The organism is Rhizobium sp. NZLR1 (genome assembly GCF_017357385.1).
Lineage (GTDB): Bacteria > Pseudomonadota > Alphaproteobacteria > Rhizobiales > Rhizobiaceae > Rhizobium.
The window spans coordinates 2,930,079-2,949,545 of the sequence record NZ_CP071632.1 but is presented as its reverse complement, the minus strand read 5'-3'; the positions used below and the strand labels follow the sequence as shown (position 1 = coordinate 2,949,545).

The following is a 19,467-nucleotide window of genomic DNA, read 5'->3' as shown; positions in this document are numbered from 1 at the left end:
AGGTCGGAGAGAGGTCGCGGCATCCTCCAACGCCCCGCATCCTGAGGCACCCAGGCCAAAGACCGGAGCCTCGAAGGACAGGCCGCAGCTTTTGCTCCTTGCACCCATGCGGACTTAGCGCCTTGCACTCGGCCGTTTGGTCGGGCAGGTTGGCGGCGCGATGACCGATTCAAGGAGGCCGATGTGGCGCGAAGCTACAGCGTCTATGACGTGTTCACCGATCGAAAGCTTGCGGGCAACCCGCTGGCGGTGATCTTCGACGGCGACGATCTCAGCGACGAGGCGATGCAGGCGATCACCCGGGAGATCAATCTCTCCGAAACGGTGTTCGTGCAGCCTTCGAGCAATCCCGCCTATGCGGCGAAGCTCAGGATATTCACGCCCGGGCGCGAACTGCCGTTTGCGGGCCATCCGACGGTCGGTACGGCGGTGGCGCTGGCCGAGCGGGCGCATGGCGCTGCGACGCTCGATCTCGTTACGGTGCTTGAGGAAAATGTCGGGCCGGTGCGCTGCGCCGTGCGGCTTAGGGAGGGCGAGGCGAGTTTTGCGGAATTCGACCTGCCGCGTAAATCGCAGCCGGCCATCATGCCGCTCGACAAACTCGGCATGGCCGATGCGCTGTCGCTGAAGGTGACCGAGATCGGCTTCGAAAATCACGTGCCCTCGGTCTGGAGCGCCGGCGTTCCCTTCCTGCTCATCCCGGTGCACGATGTCGGAGCCGCGCAGCGGGTGGAATTCGATCCGCAGCTCTGGGAAAAGATCGTGCCCTTCGTCGACGGTGCGCTTGCCTCGGCCTATGTGTATTGCCGCGGCGGCGTCAACCACGTGGCGAAGTTCCATGCGCGCATGTTCGCAAGCGGCATGGGGATCGTCGAAGACCCGGCCACCGGCTCGGCGGCGGCAGCACTCTCCGGTGCCATCCACCATTTCGACCGGCTGACGGACGGGCATCACCCGATCATGATCGAGCAGGGCGTCGAGATGGGTCGGCCATCCTTCATCCACCTGCATATCGATGTCGACGGCGGGGCGATTTCCAATGCGCGGATCGGCGGCCAGGCGGTGCGACTGGCCAGCGGCACGCTCGACCTTTGATTTCACCAGAGCGCCGCGCGTCCGATAGCTAAGAACGCCTTATCGCTTTGAATCTGCGCATAATCCTTGCCGAAAATCGGTTCCGATGGTCGGGGTTGCGCGCTGCATTGCAGCGATGCCGAAAAATCTTCGCGATTAACCAAAGAAAATTCGCCGATGTGCTGGACAAGCCTGCCGATCCTGTTTATACGCCCCGTCACACCGCGCAACCAAGCGCGAACGGGTGATTAGCTCAGTTGGTAGAGCAGCTGACTCTTAATCAGCGGGTCGTAGGTTCGAGCCCTACATCACCCACCAAAATCTCTTGATAATATTGAATTATTTGAATTCAGGCCGGGTTTTCCGGCCTGCCGGAGACTGTTCCGGACTGGGCGGCATGGTCGGGCTGTCCGCAGGTCTGGCAGCGTCGATCCCAGCGCCCTATTTGCTCTCTCATAAGTGGGAGGGGTTCATGAGAAGCGTCATTCTAGCCATTGCGTTGTTGCTGCCGTTGCCGGCCTTTGCCGCTGGGGCGAAGGAGGTCAAGGCAAGCGAGCATAGCTGCAGCGAGCTTGCGCAGATTATCCGTCAGAATAAAAAGGTCTTTGTCCGCGTCGGCTTCGGTGGCCGCAGCTTCCGCTATCCGCCAGCGCAATGCAGCATGGGCGACAAGCGCGCGACGACGAGTTTTCGCGATGCGGGTGGGAAGCAGTGCATTCTCGACTATGTCTGTGTCTTCGATCCCGCGTCGCCCTATAACTTCCCTTAGCTTTTGAGGCATGAATCGGTGCGATGCCTCAACTTCATATCTGCATATTCAGGAGTTTTCATGAAAAGCGTTGTGCTGGCCGTTGCGCTGTTGTTTCCGTCCGCAGCCCTCGCCGTCGAGGCGGTGGAAGTCAATGCCAAGGATCATAGTTGCGATGAGCTTTCCCAGATCATCCGCAAAGACAAAGCCGTTTTCGTGCGCATGGGCTTGGGTGGCCGCAGCTTTCGTTATCCACCGGCCAGGTGCAATCTGGGCGACAAGTACGAAACGGCGAGGTTAAGGGATGGCAACGGCAAAATTTGCCTTCTCGACTACCAGTGCGTGTACGATCCCCAGTCCTTCTATAACAGAATCCCGAAATAATTTCCGATTTCAATCGCTGATTTCAGCGTCATCACCGGCATGCATTCTTCGGTAACCCGCTCAAGAAAAAAGGCCGGGCGAAACTCGCACCGACCCTTCCTCGATCTGTCTCGATAACGGCTGCCAGTACATCCGTGGTCAGCCGTCAGAGACAAATTTATTATCCCTCAAATAGGGTTTGTTTCACAATGTTCAAGAGCCCACGGCAGAAAGAAGCCGGCGCTTTGCCGACTTCTTTCGAGTGAGCAACTGTTACTGCTGGGCAGGCGCCGCCGGCGTAGCCGGTGCCGGTGCTGGTGCCGGTGCAGGCGTTGCAGGGTTGTCAGTCGGAGCGATCGGCTTGGCCGGCGCCGGCTCGGATTGCGTCGTGGAGGCTGTTGTATCAGGGGATGTGCCGGGGGTGCTCCACTGCGAATAGGCGAATGCAGCGACAGCGATAACGGCCAATGCAGCGACCCAGACAACCCACGTATTATTGGTGCGCGGGCTAGGCGTGGTGCGCAGATCCAGATTTGGGTTCAGCGGGCGGTTCGGGTCGTTGGCATTATTGGGGTCGTACGTCATGGTACTTTCTCCTCTTTCGGTGAAAGAAGAATGCCGAAGTGGGCATTTTGTTCCGTGCAGGTGCCGGGAACCGGTTGCTATCAGGGGTTTCCGCGCCGCAGCCCGCCAGAATCGGCAGCCAGGGCCGTCTGCTTGTGGGCTTGCTTGCCCACAGCCGCTCCGACGTGAACGTTGCGCGTCTCTGTTCTATGCAAGCGTCCGCTTGACACGACGGGGTCTGTTGCCCATGGTTTTGCCATGGGGTCGCGATCACCCCACGAGGCGTCATGCTGAAGAATCGCGTCCAATAGTACCGATCAACGGAGGGACGCGTCATGCCGTCATTTCTCGAAATTTCCGCCGAAAAACTCAGCCGCCTCATCGGAACCCCCGGGGCGCCTTGCATTATCGATGTTCGCACCGAGGCGGACTTCGCACTCGATCCGCGCCTGGTTCCGGGCTCGATCCGGCGCGACCATGCCGAGGTCGCGTCCTGGGCGGGCAGCATCGATGCCGATGCCGTCGTTGTGGTCTGTCAAAAGGGCAGCAAGCTCAGCCATGGTGTGGCCGCCTATCTGCGCCATAGCGGGATCGACGCCGAAAGCCTCGAAGGCGGCTTCGAAGCCTGGATCGCTGGCGGAGCGGCGGTGCCTGATGAAAAGCTGCCGCCCCGCGACGCTGAAGGACGCACCGTCTGGGTGACGCGCGCGCGGCCGAAAATCGACCGCATTGCCTGTCCCTGGCTGATCCGGCGCTTCGTTGATCCGGACGCCGTCTTCCTGTTCGTCCCGGCGCCCGAAGTGTGTGCCGTCGGCGAGCGCTTCGGCGCCGTACCCTTCGATATCGAAGGCGTGTTCTGGAGCCATCGCGGCGAGCTCTGCACCTTCGACGTGATGGTCGAGGAATTCGGCCTGGCGTCCGAGCCGCTTCTGCGCCTGGCGCAGATCGTCAGGGCGGCGGATACCGCAAAGTTCGATCTTGCGCCCGAGGCGTCTGGCCTGCTTGCCGCTTCGCTCGGCCTCTCCAGGATGTATTCCGACGATCTGGAGCAGCTCGAGGCCGGAATGCTTCTCTACGATGCCTTCTTCCGCTGGTGCCGGGACGCGACCGAGGAAACCCACAACTGGCCCGCGCCGAAGAAGAGGGCATGAGATGGCCGAGATGACAGACAATGGCCCTACGGGCCAAACGGTGGAGAGAAATGCGGGAGAAGGGCATCACCACGGCGTCTCGTTCGGCGAAGCCTTCAAGGTGTGGCTGCGCGTCGCCGCCTTGAGCTTCGGTGGCCCGGCCGGCCAGATCGCCGTCATGCACCGGATCATTGTCGACGAGAAGCGATGGATCGGCGAGCATCGTTTTCTGCATGCGCTGAATTATTGCATGCTGCTTCCCGGCCCCGAGGCGCAGCAACTCGCCGTCTATATCGGCTGGCTGATGCACCGCACGCTGGGCGGTCTCGTCGCCGGCCTGCTGTTCGTGCTGCCGGGATTCCTGTCGATCCTCTGCCTCAGCTATATTTACGCGGCTTATGGCAGCGTCGGCATCGTCGCCGGTGTGTTTTTCGGGCTGAAGGCAGCGGTGCTTGCCGTCGTCGTGCAGGCCGTCATCCGCATCGGCGGCCGCGCCCTCAGAAACAACGTCATGCTCCTGATTGCGGCCGTGGCCTTCGTCGCTATCTTCTTCTTGCACGTGCCGTTCCCGCTGATCGTGCTTGCCGCCGGCATGAGCGGCTTCATCGGCGGCAGGTTCGGGCTTGCCGCCTTCAGGCCGGGTGGCGGCCACAAGGCTGGGAGCGGTTCGATGCTTTCGGATGCCGAGTCTGCGCTCGGGGACGGCATACCTGATCATGCGCGTCCCAATCTCGCCTGGTCGCTGCGTATGTCGGCAGCTCTGCTTGCTCTCTGGCTTTTACCCATCGCCGCCCTCTATGCAGCGTTCGGGGCACACGACGTCTTCACCGAGATCGGTCTGTTCTTCAGCAAGATGGCGGTCGTCACCTTCGGCGGCGCCTATGCCGCGCTCGCCTATGTCGCGCAGGAAGCCGTGCAGCGTTTCGGCTGGCTGAAACCCGGCGAGATGCTGGATGGCCTGGGGATGGCCGAGACGACGCCGGGGCCGCTGATCATGGTGCTTCAGTTCGTTGGCTTCATGGGCGCCTACCGCAATCCCGGATCGCTCGATCCGATGTTCGCCGCCACGCTTGCGGCAATCTTGACGACCTGGGTCACGTTCGTGCCCTGTTTCCTGTGGATTTTCCTCGGCGCGCCGTTCATCGAAAAACTGCGCGGCAATGTGGCGCTCGCCGGCGCGATGTCGGCGATCACGGCGGCTGTGGTCGGGGTCATTCTCAACCTCGCCATCTGGTTTGGCCTGCACACGCTGTTTGCCGAGGTCGCGACCGTCCGCCTTGGCGGCCTGCGGCTCGATATCCCCGTGCTGCAATCGGCCGTGCCGGCGGCAATGGCGCTGTCGGCCGCCGCCGCCATCGCGATCTTCCGGTTCAAGACATCGGTCATCACGACGTTGCTTGCCTGTGCGATATCGGGAATGCTTTGGACGCTGGCGGTAAGCTAGAGCGCTTTCAAAGGTCCGCAGCGGTAGCGTCCAGAATAGCGCAAAAATCAGTAAACTAAGCATTTCTGAGTGGGAGAAAAACCGAAATTCTTTAGGCTCCCACCCCGTCTGCGGGGATGCGCGTAGCCAGCATCTTGTCGATGCGCATGCCGTCCATGTCGAGCACTTCGAAACGCCAGCTGTCGAACACGAAGGTTTCGCCGGCTTCGGGGATATGCTGGAGCTGGTGCAGCGCGAAGCCCGCAAGCGTATGGAAATCCGCATCCGGGCGATCGCGCAGGCCCAGCCGTTCGAAGGCGTCGAAGGCCGGCATCATTGCATCGATCAACAGCGATCCGTCTTCCCGCACGACGATGTCGGGCTCCTCATTGGATCCCGGCAGATCGCCGGCGATGGCTTCGAGCAGATCTGTCTGGGTGACGATGCCTTCGAGGCTGCCATATTCGTCGATAACGATGGCGAGCCGGACAGGTGAGGCCTTGAAACTGTCGAGCACACGCACGACCGAGGTGCCCTCGTGCAGCACCAGCGGTTGCTTGATCACCGCCATCGGCCGGACCTTGCCGCCGTCGAGAACCTGGTCGAGAAGATCCTTCTTCAACACCATGCCGATCGGTTCGTCGATCGAGCCGCGGGCGACCAGCAATTGTTCGTGGCTGCATTCGCGGATGGTTTTCAGGATCTCCGCCTCGCTGTCATCGGCGTCGAACCATTCGATATCGAGACGCGGGGTCATGATGTCGGAGATCGGCCTGTCGCCGATGTTGAAGACTCGCTCGACAAGCTGCTGCTGCACCTGGTTGAGAAGGCCGGCCTCCTGGCTTTCGGCGACCAGCAGCTTGAGCTCCTGCGGCGAATGGAACGACGATTCCCCGGTTCCGGCACGAAGACCCACACCCCGCAAAACCAGGTTCCCCATGCCGTTCAGAGCAAAGATCGCCGGCTTGAACAGCACCAGGAAAAGCCCGAGCGGACGCACCACGGCAAGCGAAGTGGCTTCGCTGCGCTGAAGCGCCAGGCTTTTCGGTGCAAGCTCGCCGAGCACGATGTGAAGTGCTGTGATGATGACGAAGGCAATGACGATGGCGACGGTATGTGCACCTGTGGTCGCCCATTGTCCGGGCAGCCAGGACAGCAGAGGTTCGACCAGGTGGGCAAGCGCCGGTTCGCCGACCCAGCCCAGCGCCAGCGACGAGATGGTGATGCCGAGCTGGGTGGCTGCGAGGTTGGCGTCGAGATTGTCGACGGCGCGCTGAAGGGCTGAGGCATTCATGCGGCCGGCCGCGGCAAGTTCGGTGACACGACTGCGCCTCACCGAGACCAGCGCGAATTCGGCGGCGACGAAGAAGCCATTGGCTGCGACGAGAAGTAGCACGGCTAGTATCCCGACATAGTCGAAGAGCCCGCCCGCGGATTCGGACATGTTTTCCCTACCTCTGAAATGATGCTAGCCCGAAACTACACGCTCGCACACATGTAGCAAGGCGCAGCCGCCGTTCTTCCAGTGATGATGCCGATGCCGGCCCACCGCGTCAGATGATGTGCGCGGTTGCCCGATGCGGTGCACAAGAGGGCGCAGCCGACCGCATGATCGATGCCGTGGCGTTCATCTCTTCGGCGCCTCGAAGAGTTCGATCGGGTTTCCGGCCGGATCATCGAGCACGATCTGCTTGCCACCCATGCCTTGCACGATCTCGTTGCGAAAACGCGCGCCCGCCTGGCGCAGCGTCGCGACCTCCGCCTCCAGGTCGCCGACCTCGATCTGGATGCGATTCCATCCGCCGGGTTCAGGTTTTCGCCCGTCGGGCATTGGCTGGGAAGCTCCGCCCGGTCCCGTCGTGCCGCTGACGAGCAGACGAAACCCGTCCTTGGTCAGGATGGCGAAGGAGGGCGCGGGGTGAAGCGCAATCGAGAAGCCAAGATGTTTCGTATAGAATTCCAACGCGGCGTCGACGTCGTCGACGATGTAACGCATGCTGATGCCGGGCATAGGTTTCCTCCATTGTTATCGAGCGATCCCGCACGACGGTCCGGCGGCGCAAAGCTCCTGATCGGGTCCGCGGAGAAACGCTCCATGATTTTGAATCTGCGCCCAATCCTTCCGAAAATCGAATCCGATCTTCGGACTCCGCCGATCACGACGTCTCGAATAAAACGGCTGCTCGGCATGGCGTATAAGGCTAATCTAAAATATAAGCGCCGAGCTACAGGCTACAGATTCCGTTACGAAAGTTTAATTTAAATTTCAGTTTCGGTTCATCTTTTCGGGCCTAGTTCTCGCCCGTGCCCAACACGAGGAACCCCACATGAAAAAGATTTTTGCAGCTCTCCTTTCCGCTTCCTTCCTTCTCTCCCCGATGGTTGTCTCCCAAGCCAGCGCCGATGATTATCGCCGTCCGCCTGTCGTCGTGCAGAAGAAGGTGATCGTCGAGAAAACGGTCGTCCGGCTGCACTGGAAGAAGGGGTACCGCGTCAACGCCAGCGAGCGCCGCCGGTTTCACGACGTCAACGACTACCGCCGCTACCGGCTGGCTGCGCCGCCGTGCGGCTATCGCTGGGTCCGGGCCGACAACGACTACCTGCTGATCGGCGTCACCAGCGGTGTGATCTCCAGCATTATTGCTGGTCGCTGATTGGTGGATATGAGGAGGGCGGCTTCGGCCGCCCTTTCAGATTTTGGGAGTAATGTGGAGATCCTGGCTGGAGTGGGTATTTTGTCTCGATAGAGCGCCATCGCTTCCCCCACTGCTCATTCCTGTTCCTGTCACAGGAATCCAGCCACCGCGCGTCCGCGCGGTAAGGACTTGGGCGCTCTGGATCCCTGTAGCGAGCACAGAGATGAGGGTGGGCTGGATCCCTGTGACGAGCACAGGGATGAGGGTGGGGTGAGGTGACGCCTGCGCTAATTCTTCCGGCGCACGGCGGCGATGATGCCAAGCAACCCCTTCGGACTTCCGGCATCGACCTTTACATCCTCATCATGCGCCGACGGATGCAGCCCCTTGATCGGTGGCAACGGATCACACTCCGTGCAGACGCAGCGGTAGGGTTTGATTGCCGTTGCCTTCATGCCGCCTGGCGGTTCCAGCTGGCGAAAGGGTCGGGCAGGTTTCGCCAGCGCTCGGGCGCGAAGACTTCGGTTTCGACGAGACAGGCGTCGAGCTCTCTTCTGATCCAGGTCTCGTCCATGGGGTCGGCGCCGATGAAGACGATTTCCTGGCGACGGTCGCCCCAGACGGGGTCGAGATAGGGGCTGATGGCGCGCAGGAAGCCCGGCTCGTCCGGCCATTGTCCGCGCGGCACCGATGCCCACCACAGACCCATCTTGCCGGTGCGGACGATCGCGCCCGCCTGGCTGATTTCGCCGACGTGATGCGGGCGCGTCGCCAACCAGAAGAAGCCTTTGGCGCGCACCACGCCCGGCCATGTCCTGTCGAGAAGGGCTTGCAATTTTGCCGGATGGAAGGGACGCTTCTCGCGATAGACGAAGGAGCGGATACCGTATTCTTCGGTCTCCGGCACATAGTCGCGAAAACCGTGCAGTTCCTTGTACCAGAGCGGATGGGTCTCCGCCTTTGATATGTCGAAGCGGCCGGTGCCGAGCACCTCCTTGAGCGCCACCTTGCCGAAATCCGCCTCGATCAGCTTCACATCGGGGTTGAGGCCGATGATGATTTTCCGCGCGGCGTCGTGTTCCGTCTCACTTGCCGTGCCGATCTTGTTCAGCACCACGATATCGGCGAATTCGATCTGCTCGACCAGCAGGTCGACGATGGTCCTGTCGTCGCCGTCGCCCGCCGTTTCACCGCGGTCGGCGAGGAAATCGGCCGATGCGTAGTCGGCGAGCAGATTGGCGGCATCGACGACCGTCGCCATCGTATCGAGCCTTGCGACGTCCGAAAGGCTTTGGCCGTTCTCGTCGCGAAATTCGAAGGTGGTGGCGACGGGCAGGGGCTCGGCGACGCCCGTGGATTCGATCAGCAGGTAGTCGAAGCGGCCCTGATCGGCGAGCTGGCGTACCTCCTTCAGCAGGTCGTCGCGCAGCGTGCAGCAAATACAGCCATTGGTCATCTCGACCAGTTGCTCCTCCGTGCGCGAGAGATTGGCGCCGCCATCGCGCACCAGACTAGCGTCGATGTTCACTTCGCCCATGTCGTTGACGATGACGGCGACGCGCAGACCCTCGCGATTGACGAGCACATGGTTGAGTAGCGTCGTCTTGCCGGCGCCGAGAAAACCTGAAAGCACCGTGACGGGAAGTCTGTTGTTCATGGGACCTCATCAGATTATTATTAATGTTATATCATTACCTATGAATTGCCGAAAAAAAGCGGAACGGGGTTGTCCGCCTCTTTCCGCCTCAGCTCTCTCCGCGCGTCGCCGCATGGTGGTCATGCGTTGGAGAGACAGTCCTTCATGCTGTTGGCGATGCCGCGCATGAGGGTGAAGTAGAGATCAGGACCGGCCTTCAGCGTAGCGGCTTCGGGGTCGAGCACGGCTGACTTGGCGCGTGTGCCCTCGATGACGACATCGACGAGCCGCGGCTCGAACTGCGGCTCGGCAAAGACGCAAGTTGCGCCAAGCTCGCCAACCTTGCTGTGGATTTCCGAGACGCGCTCGGCGCCGGGGATGGTTTCCGGGCTGACGGTGATCGAGCCGGCGACGCGGATGCCGTAGCGGTGCTCGAAATATTGGTAGGCGTCGTGGAAGACGATGAAAGGTTTGTCCTTGACGGGAGCGACGGCGGCGGCGATCTCCTTGTCCAGCGCCGTCAGCCGGTCGTCCAGCGCCTTGGCATTGGCCTGATAGGTCAGCGCATTGGCGGGATCGGCGGCGACCAGCGTCGTGGTGATCATGGTGGCCATCGCCTTGGCGTTCATCGGATCGAGCCAGAGATGTGTGTCGAAGGCGCCGTGGTCGTGATCATGGTCGGCTTCGGCGCCATGTGCGGCTTCGGCCTCGCTATGTTCATCGCCGTCGTCATGCGGCTCGAATGCGCCGCCCTCGCGAAACGGCAGCTTCACGAGGCCGGGCGCGTCGTCGAGTGCTGCGATGCTGGCATCCGAACCCAGAGCCTGCAGCGGTTTTTCGAGGAAGGCCTCGAGGCCGGGGCCAACCCAGAAGATCACCTTGGCTTCCTGCAAGGCCCGCGCGTTCGAGGGCTTCAGATTGTAGGTGTGCGGCGAGGCGGCGCCGTCGACGATCAGTTCCGGCTCGCCCACACCTTGCATGATCGCCGAGACCAGCGAATGGATCGGCTTGATCGAGGTGACGACGACAGGCGCATCCGCCGCACGCATCGTGCCGGCAAAGAACAGAGCGGGGATTACCAAAGCCGGGATTGCAAGAACCGGCATTCTGAGGGCCAGCATTTTGAGGGCAGACCCCAAGGCGCGTTTCATTGGCATGCTCCGCTTGAATTCAAATTGTTATGTTATTACATCAATTGCGTTATGCTATAACGTGTGCGATAGCAGGACGCAACAGCACTTTCGGAAAATTTGATGCTCTCTCCCGCAAAGCCCCCCGCTGGTATCAGGGCCGAACCGCTGGTTTCGCTTGAGAATGTCGGCGTCCTTCGCAACGGCCGCTGGCTGGTGCGCGGCGTCGAATTTTCCGTGTCGCGCGGCGAGATCGTCACGCTGATCGGGCCGAACGGCTCCGGCAAGTCGACCAGCGCCAAGGCGGCGATCGGCGTGTTGAAGCCCAATGAGGGCAGGGTGGAGCGCAAGGCCGGCCTCAAAGTGGGCTACGTCCCGCAGAAGCTCTCAATCGACTGGACGCTGCCGCTTTCGGTGCGCCGGTTGATGACGCTGACCGGCCCGCTGCCGGAGCGTGACATGCTTTCGGCGCTCGAATCCGCCGGCGTCGCTCATATGCTTGATGCCGAGGTGCAGCATCTCTCCGGCGGCGAATTCCAGCGGGCGCTGATGGCCCGCGCGATTGCCCGCAAACCCGATCTGCTGGTGCTCGACGAGCCGGTGCAGGGGGTTGATTTCTCAGGCGAGATCGCGCTCTACGACCTTATTAAGTCGATCCGCAATGCGACTGGCTGCGGCATCCTGCTGATCTCGCACGATCTCCACGTCGTCATGGCCGAGACCGATACGGTCATCTGCCTCAACGGCCATGTCTGCTGCCGCGGCACGCCGGAGGCTGTCAGCCGCAGCCCGGAATATGTGCGCCTGTTCGGCAGCCGGGCGGCGCAGACGCTTGCCGTCTACAGCCATCACCACGACCATACGCACCTGCCGGATGGGCGCGTGCAGCATGCCGACGGCACGGTCACCGATCACTGCCACCCCGACGACGGACATCACGCGCATGACCACGATCATGCGCACGACCACGCTCATGATCATGACGATCACCATGGACATGAGCACTCGCATGCCCATTCTCACAGTGGGGAGGGCCGCCATGCTTGACGATTTCTTCGTGCGCGCCATCCTTGCCGGCGTCGGCCTGGCGCTGACGACGGGGCCGCTCGGCTGCTTCATCATCTGGCGGCGCATGGCCTATTTCGGTGATACGATCGCTCATTCGGCGCTGCTCGGCGTCGCGCTGTCGCTGCTCTTCGAACTCAATCTGACGCTGGCGGTCTTTGCCGTCGCCGCGCTCGTGTCGGTGCTGCTGCTCTTCCTGCAGAAGCGCCAGGCGCTGTCGGCCGATGCGCTGCTCGGCATCCTCTCGCATGCCACACTGGCAATCGGCCTGGTCATGGTCGCCTTCATGAGCTGGGTGCGGATCGATCTCATCGCCTTCCTGTTCGGTGATATTCTCGCCGTTTCCCCGACCGACATCGCGCTGATCTGGGGTGGCGGGCTCTTCGTGCTCGTGGCAATGGCCTGGCTCTGGCGGCCGCTGCTCGCGGCAACCGTCAATGCCGAGCTTGCCGAGGCCGAGGGGCTGAAGCCGGAGCGCGCGCGGCTGTTCTTTATGCTGCTGATGGCCGTCGTCATTGCCATCGCCATGAAGATCGTCGGCATCATGCTCATCACCTCGCTGCTGATCATTCCGGCGGCTGCGGCTCGGCGCTTTTCGGCGACGCCGGAGATCATGGCGGTGCTCTCCTCGCTTATCGGAGCTGTGGCCGTTGTCGGCGGGCTGTTCGGCTCGCTCACCTACGACACGCCGTCGGGCCCCTCGATCGTGGTCGCGGCGCTGATCCTCTTCATGTTCAGCCTGCTTCCCGTCAGGCGGCACCGCGCGGTCATGCAAGGACAAGGCTCATGACGACACCGCAACTCACCAAGAACCAGTCGCTGGTCTTTGATGTGCTCGAAAAGGCCGAAGGGCCGCTCAGCGCCTATACCATCCTTGACAAGCTACGCGACCACGGTTTTCGCGCGCCGCTGCAAGTCTACCGGGCGCTGGAAAAACTGCTCGAATACGGCGTCGTGCACCGGCTCGAAAGCATCAATTCCTTCGTCGCCTGTGCCCATCCCGGCGACGACTGCCACAGCCACGGCATCGTCGCCTTCGCCATCTGCGAAAGCTGCGGCCAGGTGACGGAATTCCACGACCACGAGGTCGACCACCGGCTGATGAGCTGGGTGCGCGGGCAGAAGTTCAAGCCGGAGAAGACGACGATCGAGATCCGCGGATTGTGCGAGACCTGCGCGGCGTGAAGCGAGGGATGCCCGCAAGCCTCAAATGCGCTGAGCGTAGGTGAGGGGGCTACACGGCGCATCCTTCATTACCCTTCGCTTGTGCAGAGTGCATTCGCGGTTTGCCCCCATATATGCAAGGCTGCAGGCTCGCGCTCGCCGAGCGGCGGTAACGATCCGCGCGTTGGTTCCCTCACGGTACTTGCTACCGATCGATATACAAAGCGATGACTCAAAAAGGCGAGGCCGGAGACCGGCCTCACCTTTTTCGTTTCTGCGCGGATAAGCTTAGTCCGGCTTGGATTCAGAGCCGCCCTTGCCGGAGCCGCCGTTGTCGCCCTTGCCGGAGCCGCCATTGTCGCCCTTGCCGGAGCCGTTGCCGGAGCCGCCATTGTCGCTCTTGCCGGAGCCGCCATTGTCGCTCTTGCCGGAGCCGCCATTGTCGCTCTTGCCGGAGCCGCCATTGTCGCTCTTGCCGGAGCCGCCATTGTCGCTCTTGCCGGAGCCGCCATTGTCGCTCTTGCCGGAGCCGCCATTGTCGCTCTTGCCGGAGCCGCCATTGTCGCTCTTGCCGGAGCCGCCATTGTCGCTCTTGCCGGAGCCGCCATTGTCGCTCTTGCCGGAGCCGCCATTGTCGCCCTTGTCGGAGCCGCCATTGTCGCTCTTGCCGGAGCCGCCATTGTCGCCCTTGTCGGAGCCGCCATTGTCGCTCTTGCCGGAGCCGCCATTGTCGCCCTTGCCGGAGCCGCCATTGTCACTCTTGCCGGAGCCGCCGTTGTCGCCCTTGCCGGAGCCGCCATTGTCGCCCTTGCCGGAGCCGCCATTGTCACTCTTGCCGGCGCCGCCATTGTCGCTCTTGCCGGAGCCGCCATCGTCGCTCTTGCCGGAGCCGCCGTTGTCACTCTTGCCGGAGCCGCCGTTGTCGCTCTTGCCCGAACCGTCTTTGTCGCCCTTGCCGTGACCGTGATCCTTGCCCTTGTCGCCGTCGTGATGATCGCGGTCCTTGTCGCCGTGATGATCGCGGTCCTTGTCGCCGTGGTGATCGCGGTCCTTGTCGCCGTGGTGATCGCGGTCCTTGTCGCCGTGATGATCGTGGTCCTTGTCGCCGTGATGATCGTGGTCTTTGCCGCCGTGGTGATCGTGGTCCTTGCCATCGCCGGTGTCATCTCCGCCGCCGGTATCGTTTCCGCCACCGTCAGCAACCTGGTTGCCGCTGTTTTCGGCAGTCGACCCGGTGCTCGATGTTTTCTTGCCGCTGCCGGTGCCCTGGCTGCTGGGGTCGCTATCTCTCGGGCTGAACTTGCTGCCGGCCGGAATTGATTTGGTCGGCATGCACAGCCTGTATTCGAGTGTGCCGCGAACTGCGCTGTTGCAGTTAACCACTGCCGGGGCTGCGGTTGCCAAGCTGCTGCTTGCCAGAAGCGAAGCTAAGGCAATGCCCAATTTCGATGCTCTGCTGATCATTTCAACCGTCTCCCAAGGTTAACCGAATGTTAATGGAGAGAGTTCGTATACTAACGATCAACTAACGTTAAGAATAAACAATAGTTAATCTGTGTCAGTTATATAATAAGGTTAAATTCGTAAGTATAAAATTTTAATAAATTTTTATACCGACTCTGTTATCGTGACGATACAAATAAGGGGAATCCGCTATGGCGCGTCTCTTTTCTCTTGCTGCTATCTCATTCATTCTCCTGGCTTTTCAGGCTGTTGCCGGGTCATCGCTACCTGTGACGAGAAGCATCGGCGCACCTGTGGGATTCGGCGCAGCCTGCGCCAAGTACAAATGGCTGTGCGGCAGGATGGCGGCGCAACAGCTGAACGACGCGGCAGGCATGGCGCTTCTTCAAAAGGTCAATCGTGCTGTAAATGGACGCATCATTCCCGCAGAAGATCGCCCCTCATCCGGATCCAAGGATGTTTGGTCACTACCGGTCGCCGGCCGTGGCGACTGTGAGGACTACGCCCTCCAGAAGATGAAGGACCTGATCGAGGCTGGGTTTCCCTCGAACCGGTTGGCGCTTTCCGTGGTCATCGGACCGCATGATCAAAACCATGTCGTTCTCATTGCCCGGACGGACGGCGGCGATTTTGTGCTGGATAATCTGACCAGCGCCGTGAAGCCCTGGCGCATAACCGGCTATACGTTTCTGGCCACGCAGGATTTCCAATCGCGAACGGGCTGGCGCGTGACGCTTGCTGGTCCTCGCGCAGGTGAGTTCTCCTGAACCAGACGCGTCGTCGTTCAATCGCATCGCCAAGGTGCCTAACGCCGACCGCCCAGGCTCGGCCGCGAATGGTCCCGTCTCGCAGACTGGGAAGTCTCCTGCAAGAGACCAGGCCTGCCGTTCCTCGGGCGAAGAGGGCGCGGCAATATTGGCTCCTTCAAACTCGTGAGTGAGCCGAAGCGGCAAAACACAAGGGAGCTCAGGTAACTCGATGAGAGCCGTTCAGCGCTGGCGTCAGAGGGCGCCGCGCTTCGAAAGGGCGCGCTCGCCGCTGACAAGCACCGGTTCCGGCACTATCTTCACCGCCGAGCTGTTGCCAAGCCTGGAACGAACCATGACGAAAACCAAACTTGTGGATCTCTATCGCGACTACATCGCCTGCCTCAACAGGCAGGACTGGCCGAACCTCGGGCAGTTCGTCGCCCGCGACGCGATTCACAACGAGCGACAGATCGGGTTGTCGGGTTACATCGCCATGCTGGAGCGCGATTTCGATGATATTCCGGACCTTTGTTTCAATGTGCTAATGCTAGTCGTTGACCCGCCTTACCTAGCGTGCCGGCTGAGCTTCGACTGCACGCCCAAGGGAGAATTCCTCGGCATCGATGTGAACGGCAGGCGAGTGACCTTCGCCGAGAACGTCATCTACGAATTTCGCGACGGAAAGATCGTCGAGGTCTGGTCGGTGGTCGACAAGGTGGCCATCGAAGCTCAGCTTCAGGGCGAGCGGTAATTGCGCGGACATCAGACGATGACGACGCGCTCTCCGAACGGGGTGTCGTCGTCGAAATTGCGGGTGCCGATCCGCTCGCTTTCGCCTGACAAGACCGGTTGCTCCGCTTGATGCCCAGCTTCTTCCCCTTCTTCCGATGCCGCGTGCGCAAACCGCTTCTGTGAGTTCTCCTCGTCGTGGACGATCAGATTCGCGTGCGGGATGAAATCGCTTTCGGTTTCCTTCTTGAGTGCCATCTGATCGGCGGTGATCTGCGACTGGCGGGCTGGCGACCCAGGCATTGTCGGGTTCGGAGCCGATCGATGTGCTGGTGCCGACCTTAGTGGGTTCGGACGGGGCGGTGGCGGAGATGGGGTTGATCGCGTCGACCATGAAATTCTCCTGCTGGTGGCAATTTGGCGAAACAGCGGTCGTTTTCTGGGAGGAAAAAACGGAACGGTCTTCGGACCAGTCAGGGAGACATATCGAGCCCAGGCAGAAAAACACAAGGGGACAGTGACGTCGCCGCCACCTCGAACAATGCCGAAATCGAGTGCAGGTACGGCAAATTCGACGAGGAATTGTGTACCCGACACACGGCCCAACGAATGATTTATGTAAGAATCGGAAACACTTTGTGACTAAGTGTCTCCAAAAGCAGCGTTTTTTGACTTGTCGCGTAAGCAGAGATGAAGGATATTCTGAAAACGTTGAGGGAAGCCTTCATGATCAGAATGATTGAAAACCCTGCCGAACTGGCTGGCGAGGATATCACCGGCAAATATATTCTCCGGAAGCTGAACTATCATTGGTTCGCTTACGGCAAGGCGGCCATTGTGACCGCCTGCAAGGGAACAATCCTGCATCTCGAGCGAGAAGAGACGGTTTATTCCGAGCGTTGGGGCCGTCGCGCCTATACCGGAACCGGCAAGCGTTACCCAGGCGGCATCTGTCCCATTTCGGCAATCGCCTGCGTTTGCGATACGCCCGATGACGTCAATGCCGTCATTCAACTGGATGTCGAAGCGCAGGACGAATTCTATCAGCTGATCGCCAAGGCGGAAGCCAGGGTTCAGGCGCTTGCCTCTTCCTCACGAAACAGCCAGTTTCTCGAAGCTGCCGAATAAGGCGGTTTTTCAACGAAATCAGCCTCGGGCCGTCATTGCGGCAATGGCGGAACTTCTCTGACATCCAGAATGCGGGATGCAGAGGCGTCGCGCAATCAGCCGCTTTCGCCGAAACTCAAGCACGTGTTCCCCGATTCTGCCGGCCCGATCACCCGATCTGCTTGAGATCGCGGGCGAAGCGTTGCCAGTTGGCGATGTAGTTTTCCGCCGAGCGGCGGATGGCTTCGATTGCCGCCTCGTCGAGCACACGCACGACGCGGGCGGGTGCTCCGACGATGAGGGAATTATCGGGGAATTGCTTGCCTTCGGTCACCAGCGCATTGGCGCCAACAAGGCAGTTGTCGCCAATCTTCGCGCCATTCAGAATGGTGGCGCCCATGCCGATCAGCACGTTGTCTCCGAGCGTGCAGCCGTGGAGGATGGCGTGGTGGCCGATGGTGCAGCCTTTGCCTGTTGTCATCGGGAAGCCCATGTCGGTATGGGCCATCACACCTTCCTGGATGTTGGTGCCTTCGCCGATGGTGATCTTCTCGTTGTCGCCGCGCAGCACGGCGCCGAACCAGACGCCGACATTCTCGCCGAGCTCGATCTCGCCGATAATATTGGCATCCGGTGCGATCCAATAGAGGCCGGCAGCGGCAAGTTTCGGCGTTGATCCGCCGAGCGCATAGACGGGCATGGCTCGCTCCTCAGACGATCTCGACCGATAGGGTGGCGACGCCGTCGATGCCGCAACTGATGCGATCGCCCCTGGCGACCGCACCGACGCCGGCAGGCGTGCCGGTCATGATGATATCGCCCGGCGCCAGCGTGAAGAGCTTCGACAGTTCGGCGATGATCTCCGGCACCTTCCAGATCATCTGGTTGAGATCGCCGTCCTGGACACGCTTGCCGTTCTGTTCCAGCCAGATATTTGCCTGCGAGGGGTGGCCGAGGCGGCTTGCCGGAACGATCGACGAGACGGGGGCGGAATGTTCGAAGGCCTTTCCGACCTCCCAGGGACGGCCGAGCTTCTTGGCCTCGCCCTGCAGATCGCGGCGGGTGAAATCGACGCCGACGGCATAGCCGTAAATGCAGTCGAGCGCGTCTGCGGCCTTAATGTTGGCGCCGCCGGATTTCAGCGCAAGCACACATTCGACCTCGTAATGCACGTCCTTCGAGAGTGGCGGATAGGGGAAGGCATTGCCCGCCGGCAGCAGGTTATCGGCATTCTTCTGGAAGAAGAAGGGCGGCTCGCGGGTGGGATCATGACCCATCTCGATCGCATGGTCGGCATAGTTGCGCCCGACGCAATAGACGCGGCGCACCGGAAAACGCTCGGCGCTGCCCTCGACCGGCAGCAAAACCGGTTGCGGAAGCGGGATGACGGTTGCGGGATCGGACATGAGCGGGCTCTTTCTGTTTTCGAGTCTTGCCGCATCTTAGACGGAAAACATCGCGCCGGGGAAGCGTCCCGGGCGTCCCGCTTCGGTGCATTGACGCTGTCAAGGTCGCAGGTTAACGTTGGCCATGAGCAGGATTTTTGCAGTTTCAACACAGTCTACGACCATCGCGCCGCGGTGGGTGTTAGACGCGTGAACTGAATTCCGTTCATTGCCGCTAAGACCAACCCGCCGGAGACGAGCGGGTTTTTTGTTGCCGCCCGTGTCCCGCATTCGAGGATGAAATCATGGACGATATCCAGAAGCATATTCTTGCGGAGCGGGCGCTGGCCGTTGCCCGTCGTTGCGTCACCAGCCGCTTTGCCGGGGCGGCTTTCGCCTACGTGGCTGGTTCGCTCATGCGTGGCGATGGGACTGCGTTTTCGGATATTGATCTCGTGGTCGTGTTCCCATCGCTGGAAAGAGCCTCGCGGGAGTCGTTCACTGAGGACGGTTTCCCGGTCGAGGCCTTCGTCCACGACGAACAGACGCTGGCGCATTATCTTCATGCCGATGCGGAGAGCGGCTGCCCCGTCATGGTCACCATGGTGGCGACCGGTAGCATCGTGGGCCTGGATTTCGACAGCGCACGCATCGTTCAGGCCAGGGCCGCAAGCATGCTCGCAGCAGGGCCAAAACCTCTTGCCGGCGCAAGCTACGACATGCTGCGCTATCACGTCACCGATCTTGCCGACGATCTGCGCGGGTCGCGCCCGCCCGAAGAGATCGCGGCCATCGCTGCGCAGCTCTATCAGAAACTCGCCGACCTCATCCTCCTCGGGCGTGGCGCGTGGGCCGGCCGCGGAAAGTGGGCGCCGCGTCTCATAAGAGCGCTCGATGCACAATTGGCAATCGAATTCGACGCGGCGTTCAGGCTGGCGGCAGAGGGCGACGCTACGCGATTTCTGGCTTTGGCCGACCGCGAGCTTGCCTTGCATGGCGGCCGCTATTTCGAGGGGTTCAGGCAGGACGCGCCGATGGAAGCGCGCCGCCTGGAATAATAAGGCTGCAGGGTTTCCAGCACCGAATTGAAGAATCCGCGG

General features: G+C 61.1%; 22 protein-coding genes, 1 tRNA gene and 1 pseudogene. 14 read left to right on the top strand and 10 right to left on the bottom strand.

Translation table 11 applies throughout. From position 1 onward, the window contains the following. Positions 1–183 precede the first annotated feature (183 nt). From J3O30_RS14710 to J3O30_RS14695, 4 genes are all read left to right on the top strand, one after another. Positions 184–1,095 carry a PhzF family phenazine biosynthesis protein gene (locus tag J3O30_RS14710; protein WP_207581029.1) on the top strand — a complete coding sequence of 304 codons (912 nt, stop codon included), beginning with the start codon at positions 184–186 and terminating at the stop codon, positions 1,093–1,095. A 221-nt stretch (positions 1,096–1,316) separates the two neighbouring features. Next, positions 1,317–1,392: transfer RNA gene (locus J3O30_RS14705), tRNA-Lys, on the top strand. Between the two features lie 154 nt (positions 1,393–1,546). Then, positions 1,547–1,843 carry a hypothetical protein gene (locus tag J3O30_RS14700; protein WP_207581028.1) on the top strand — a complete coding sequence of 99 codons (297 nt, stop codon included), beginning with the start codon at positions 1,547–1,549 and terminating at the stop codon, positions 1,841–1,843. 60 nt (positions 1,844–1,903) lie between these two features. Further along, positions 1,904–2,206: a hypothetical protein gene (locus tag J3O30_RS14695; RefSeq protein WP_207581027.1), complete on the top strand. Its 303-nt coding sequence runs from the start codon at positions 1,904–1,906 to the stop codon at positions 2,204–2,206. Between the two features lie 252 nt (positions 2,207–2,458). Here the strand turns inward: J3O30_RS14695 and J3O30_RS14690 are convergent, their stop codons facing one another. Beyond that, positions 2,459–2,770, bottom strand: a complete 312-nt coding sequence (locus J3O30_RS14690; RefSeq protein WP_207581026.1) for a hypothetical protein — start codon at positions 2,768–2,770, stop codon at positions 2,459–2,461. Positions 2,771–3,084: 314 nt separating this feature from the next. Between J3O30_RS14690 and J3O30_RS14685 the strand changes: the two genes are divergently transcribed. Next, on the top strand, positions 3,085–3,900 hold the full coding sequence (locus tag J3O30_RS14685) for a chromate resistance protein ChrB domain-containing protein (protein ID WP_207581025.1): 816 nt from the start codon (positions 3,085–3,087) through the stop codon (positions 3,898–3,900). A gap of 1 nt (position 3,901) precedes the next feature. Continuing rightward, positions 3,902–5,323, top strand: a complete 1,422-nt coding sequence (chrA, locus tag J3O30_RS14680) for a chromate efflux transporter (RefSeq protein WP_207581024.1) — start codon at positions 3,902–3,904, stop codon at positions 5,321–5,323. 91 nt (positions 5,324–5,414) lie between these two features. On the opposite strand, the gene J3O30_RS14675 is transcribed toward chrA, so the two are convergent. After that, entirely contained in the window at positions 5,415–6,746 is a 1,332-nt protein-coding gene (locus tag J3O30_RS14675; RefSeq protein ID WP_207581023.1) for a hemolysin family protein, read from the bottom strand. Positions 6,747–6,929: 183 nt separating this feature from the next. Further along, on the bottom strand, positions 6,930–7,313 hold the full coding sequence (locus J3O30_RS14670; RefSeq protein ID WP_207581022.1) for a VOC family protein: 384 nt from the start codon (positions 7,311–7,313) through the stop codon (positions 6,930–6,932). Between the two features lie 316 nt (positions 7,314–7,629). Between J3O30_RS14670 and J3O30_RS14665 the strand changes: the two genes are divergently transcribed. Further along, on the top strand, positions 7,630–7,956 hold the full coding sequence (locus J3O30_RS14665) for an RcnB family protein (RefSeq protein ID WP_207581021.1): 327 nt from the start codon (positions 7,630–7,632) through the stop codon (positions 7,954–7,956). 269 nt (positions 7,957–8,225) lie between these two features. Here the strand turns inward: J3O30_RS14665 and J3O30_RS14660 are convergent, their stop codons facing one another. The 3 genes from J3O30_RS14660 to J3O30_RS14650 form a co-directional block, all read right to left on the bottom strand. After that, positions 8,226–8,393, bottom strand: a complete 168-nt coding sequence (locus J3O30_RS14660; protein ID WP_207581020.1) for a hypothetical protein — start codon at positions 8,391–8,393, stop codon at positions 8,226–8,228. After that, positions 8,390–9,595: a GTP-binding protein gene (locus J3O30_RS14655; RefSeq protein ID WP_207581019.1), complete on the bottom strand. Its 1,206-nt coding sequence runs from the start codon at positions 9,593–9,595 to the stop codon at positions 8,390–8,392. The genes J3O30_RS14660 and J3O30_RS14655 overlap by 4 nt, the downstream gene beginning before the upstream one ends. A gap of 119 nt (positions 9,596–9,714) precedes the next feature. Then, entirely contained in the window at positions 9,715–10,725 is a 1,011-nt protein-coding gene (locus J3O30_RS14650) for a zinc ABC transporter substrate-binding protein (RefSeq protein ID WP_281438235.1), read from the bottom strand. Positions 10,726–10,827: 102 nt separating this feature from the next. Here J3O30_RS14650 and znuC point away from each other — a divergent pair, with 102 nt between their 5' ends. From znuC to J3O30_RS14635, 3 genes are read left to right on the top strand one after another with little or no spacing between them, the layout of a single operon-like run. After that, positions 10,828–11,751 carry a metal ABC transporter ATP-binding protein gene (gene znuC / locus J3O30_RS14645; RefSeq protein ID WP_207581018.1) on the top strand — a complete coding sequence of 308 codons (924 nt, stop codon included), beginning with the start codon at positions 10,828–10,830 and terminating at the stop codon, positions 11,749–11,751. Next, positions 11,744–12,559: a zinc ABC transporter permease subunit ZnuB gene (gene znuB / locus J3O30_RS14640; RefSeq protein WP_207581017.1), complete on the top strand. Its 816-nt coding sequence runs from the start codon at positions 11,744–11,746 to the stop codon at positions 12,557–12,559. The genes znuC and znuB overlap by 8 nt, the downstream gene beginning before the upstream one ends. Further along, the gene (locus J3O30_RS14635) at positions 12,556–12,954 is read left to right on the top strand and encodes a Fur family transcriptional regulator (RefSeq protein ID WP_207581016.1); all 399 of its coding nucleotides are present in this window, start codon (positions 12,556–12,558) and stop codon (positions 12,952–12,954) included. Before znuB ends, J3O30_RS14635 begins: the two co-directional genes overlap by 4 nt. A gap of 267 nt (positions 12,955–13,221) precedes the next feature. On the opposite strand, the gene J3O30_RS14630 is transcribed toward J3O30_RS14635, so the two are convergent. Then, positions 13,222–14,397, bottom strand: a complete 1,176-nt coding sequence (locus J3O30_RS14630; RefSeq protein ID WP_207581015.1) for a hypothetical protein — start codon at positions 14,395–14,397, stop codon at positions 13,222–13,224. 191 nt (positions 14,398–14,588) lie between these two features. Here J3O30_RS14630 and J3O30_RS14625 point away from each other — a divergent pair, with 191 nt between their 5' ends. Together J3O30_RS14625 and J3O30_RS14620 are read left to right on the top strand one after the other, a co-directional pair. Next, positions 14,589–15,164 (top strand): transglutaminase-like cysteine peptidase, encoded by a 576-nt coding sequence (locus J3O30_RS14625; RefSeq protein ID WP_207581014.1) that lies wholly within the window; start codon positions 14,589–14,591, stop codon positions 15,162–15,164. A gap of 334 nt (positions 15,165–15,498) precedes the next feature. Then, positions 15,499–15,897, top strand: a complete 399-nt coding sequence (locus J3O30_RS14620) for an ester cyclase (RefSeq protein WP_207581013.1) — start codon at positions 15,499–15,501, stop codon at positions 15,895–15,897. Between the two features lie 11 nt (positions 15,898–15,908). Here J3O30_RS14620 and J3O30_RS33740 read toward each other — a convergent pair. Next, positions 15,909–16,269: pseudogene (locus J3O30_RS33740) on the bottom strand (hypothetical protein). A gap of 332 nt (positions 16,270–16,601) precedes the next feature. Between J3O30_RS33740 and J3O30_RS14610 the strand changes: the two are divergent. Beyond that, the gene (locus J3O30_RS14610; RefSeq protein ID WP_207581012.1) at positions 16,602–17,003 is read left to right on the top strand and encodes a hypothetical protein; all 402 of its coding nucleotides are present in this window, start codon (positions 16,602–16,604) and stop codon (positions 17,001–17,003) included. Positions 17,004–17,151: 148 nt separating this feature from the next. Here the strand turns inward: J3O30_RS14610 and J3O30_RS14605 are convergent, their stop codons facing one another. After that, positions 17,152–17,682: a gamma carbonic anhydrase family protein gene (locus J3O30_RS14605; RefSeq protein ID WP_207581011.1), complete on the bottom strand. Its 531-nt coding sequence runs from the start codon at positions 17,680–17,682 to the stop codon at positions 17,152–17,154. 10 nt (positions 17,683–17,692) lie between these two features. Beyond that, positions 17,693–18,388, bottom strand: a complete 696-nt coding sequence (locus tag J3O30_RS14600) for a fumarylacetoacetate hydrolase family protein (protein ID WP_207581010.1) — start codon at positions 18,386–18,388, stop codon at positions 17,693–17,695. Positions 18,389–18,672: 284 nt separating this feature from the next. Here J3O30_RS14600 and J3O30_RS14595 point away from each other — a divergent pair, with 284 nt between their 5' ends. Beyond that, positions 18,673–19,425 carry a nucleotidyltransferase domain-containing protein gene (locus tag J3O30_RS14595; RefSeq protein WP_207581009.1) on the top strand — a complete coding sequence of 251 codons (753 nt, stop codon included), beginning with the start codon at positions 18,673–18,675 and terminating at the stop codon, positions 19,423–19,425. Positions 19,426–19,467: the final 42 nt, after the last annotated feature.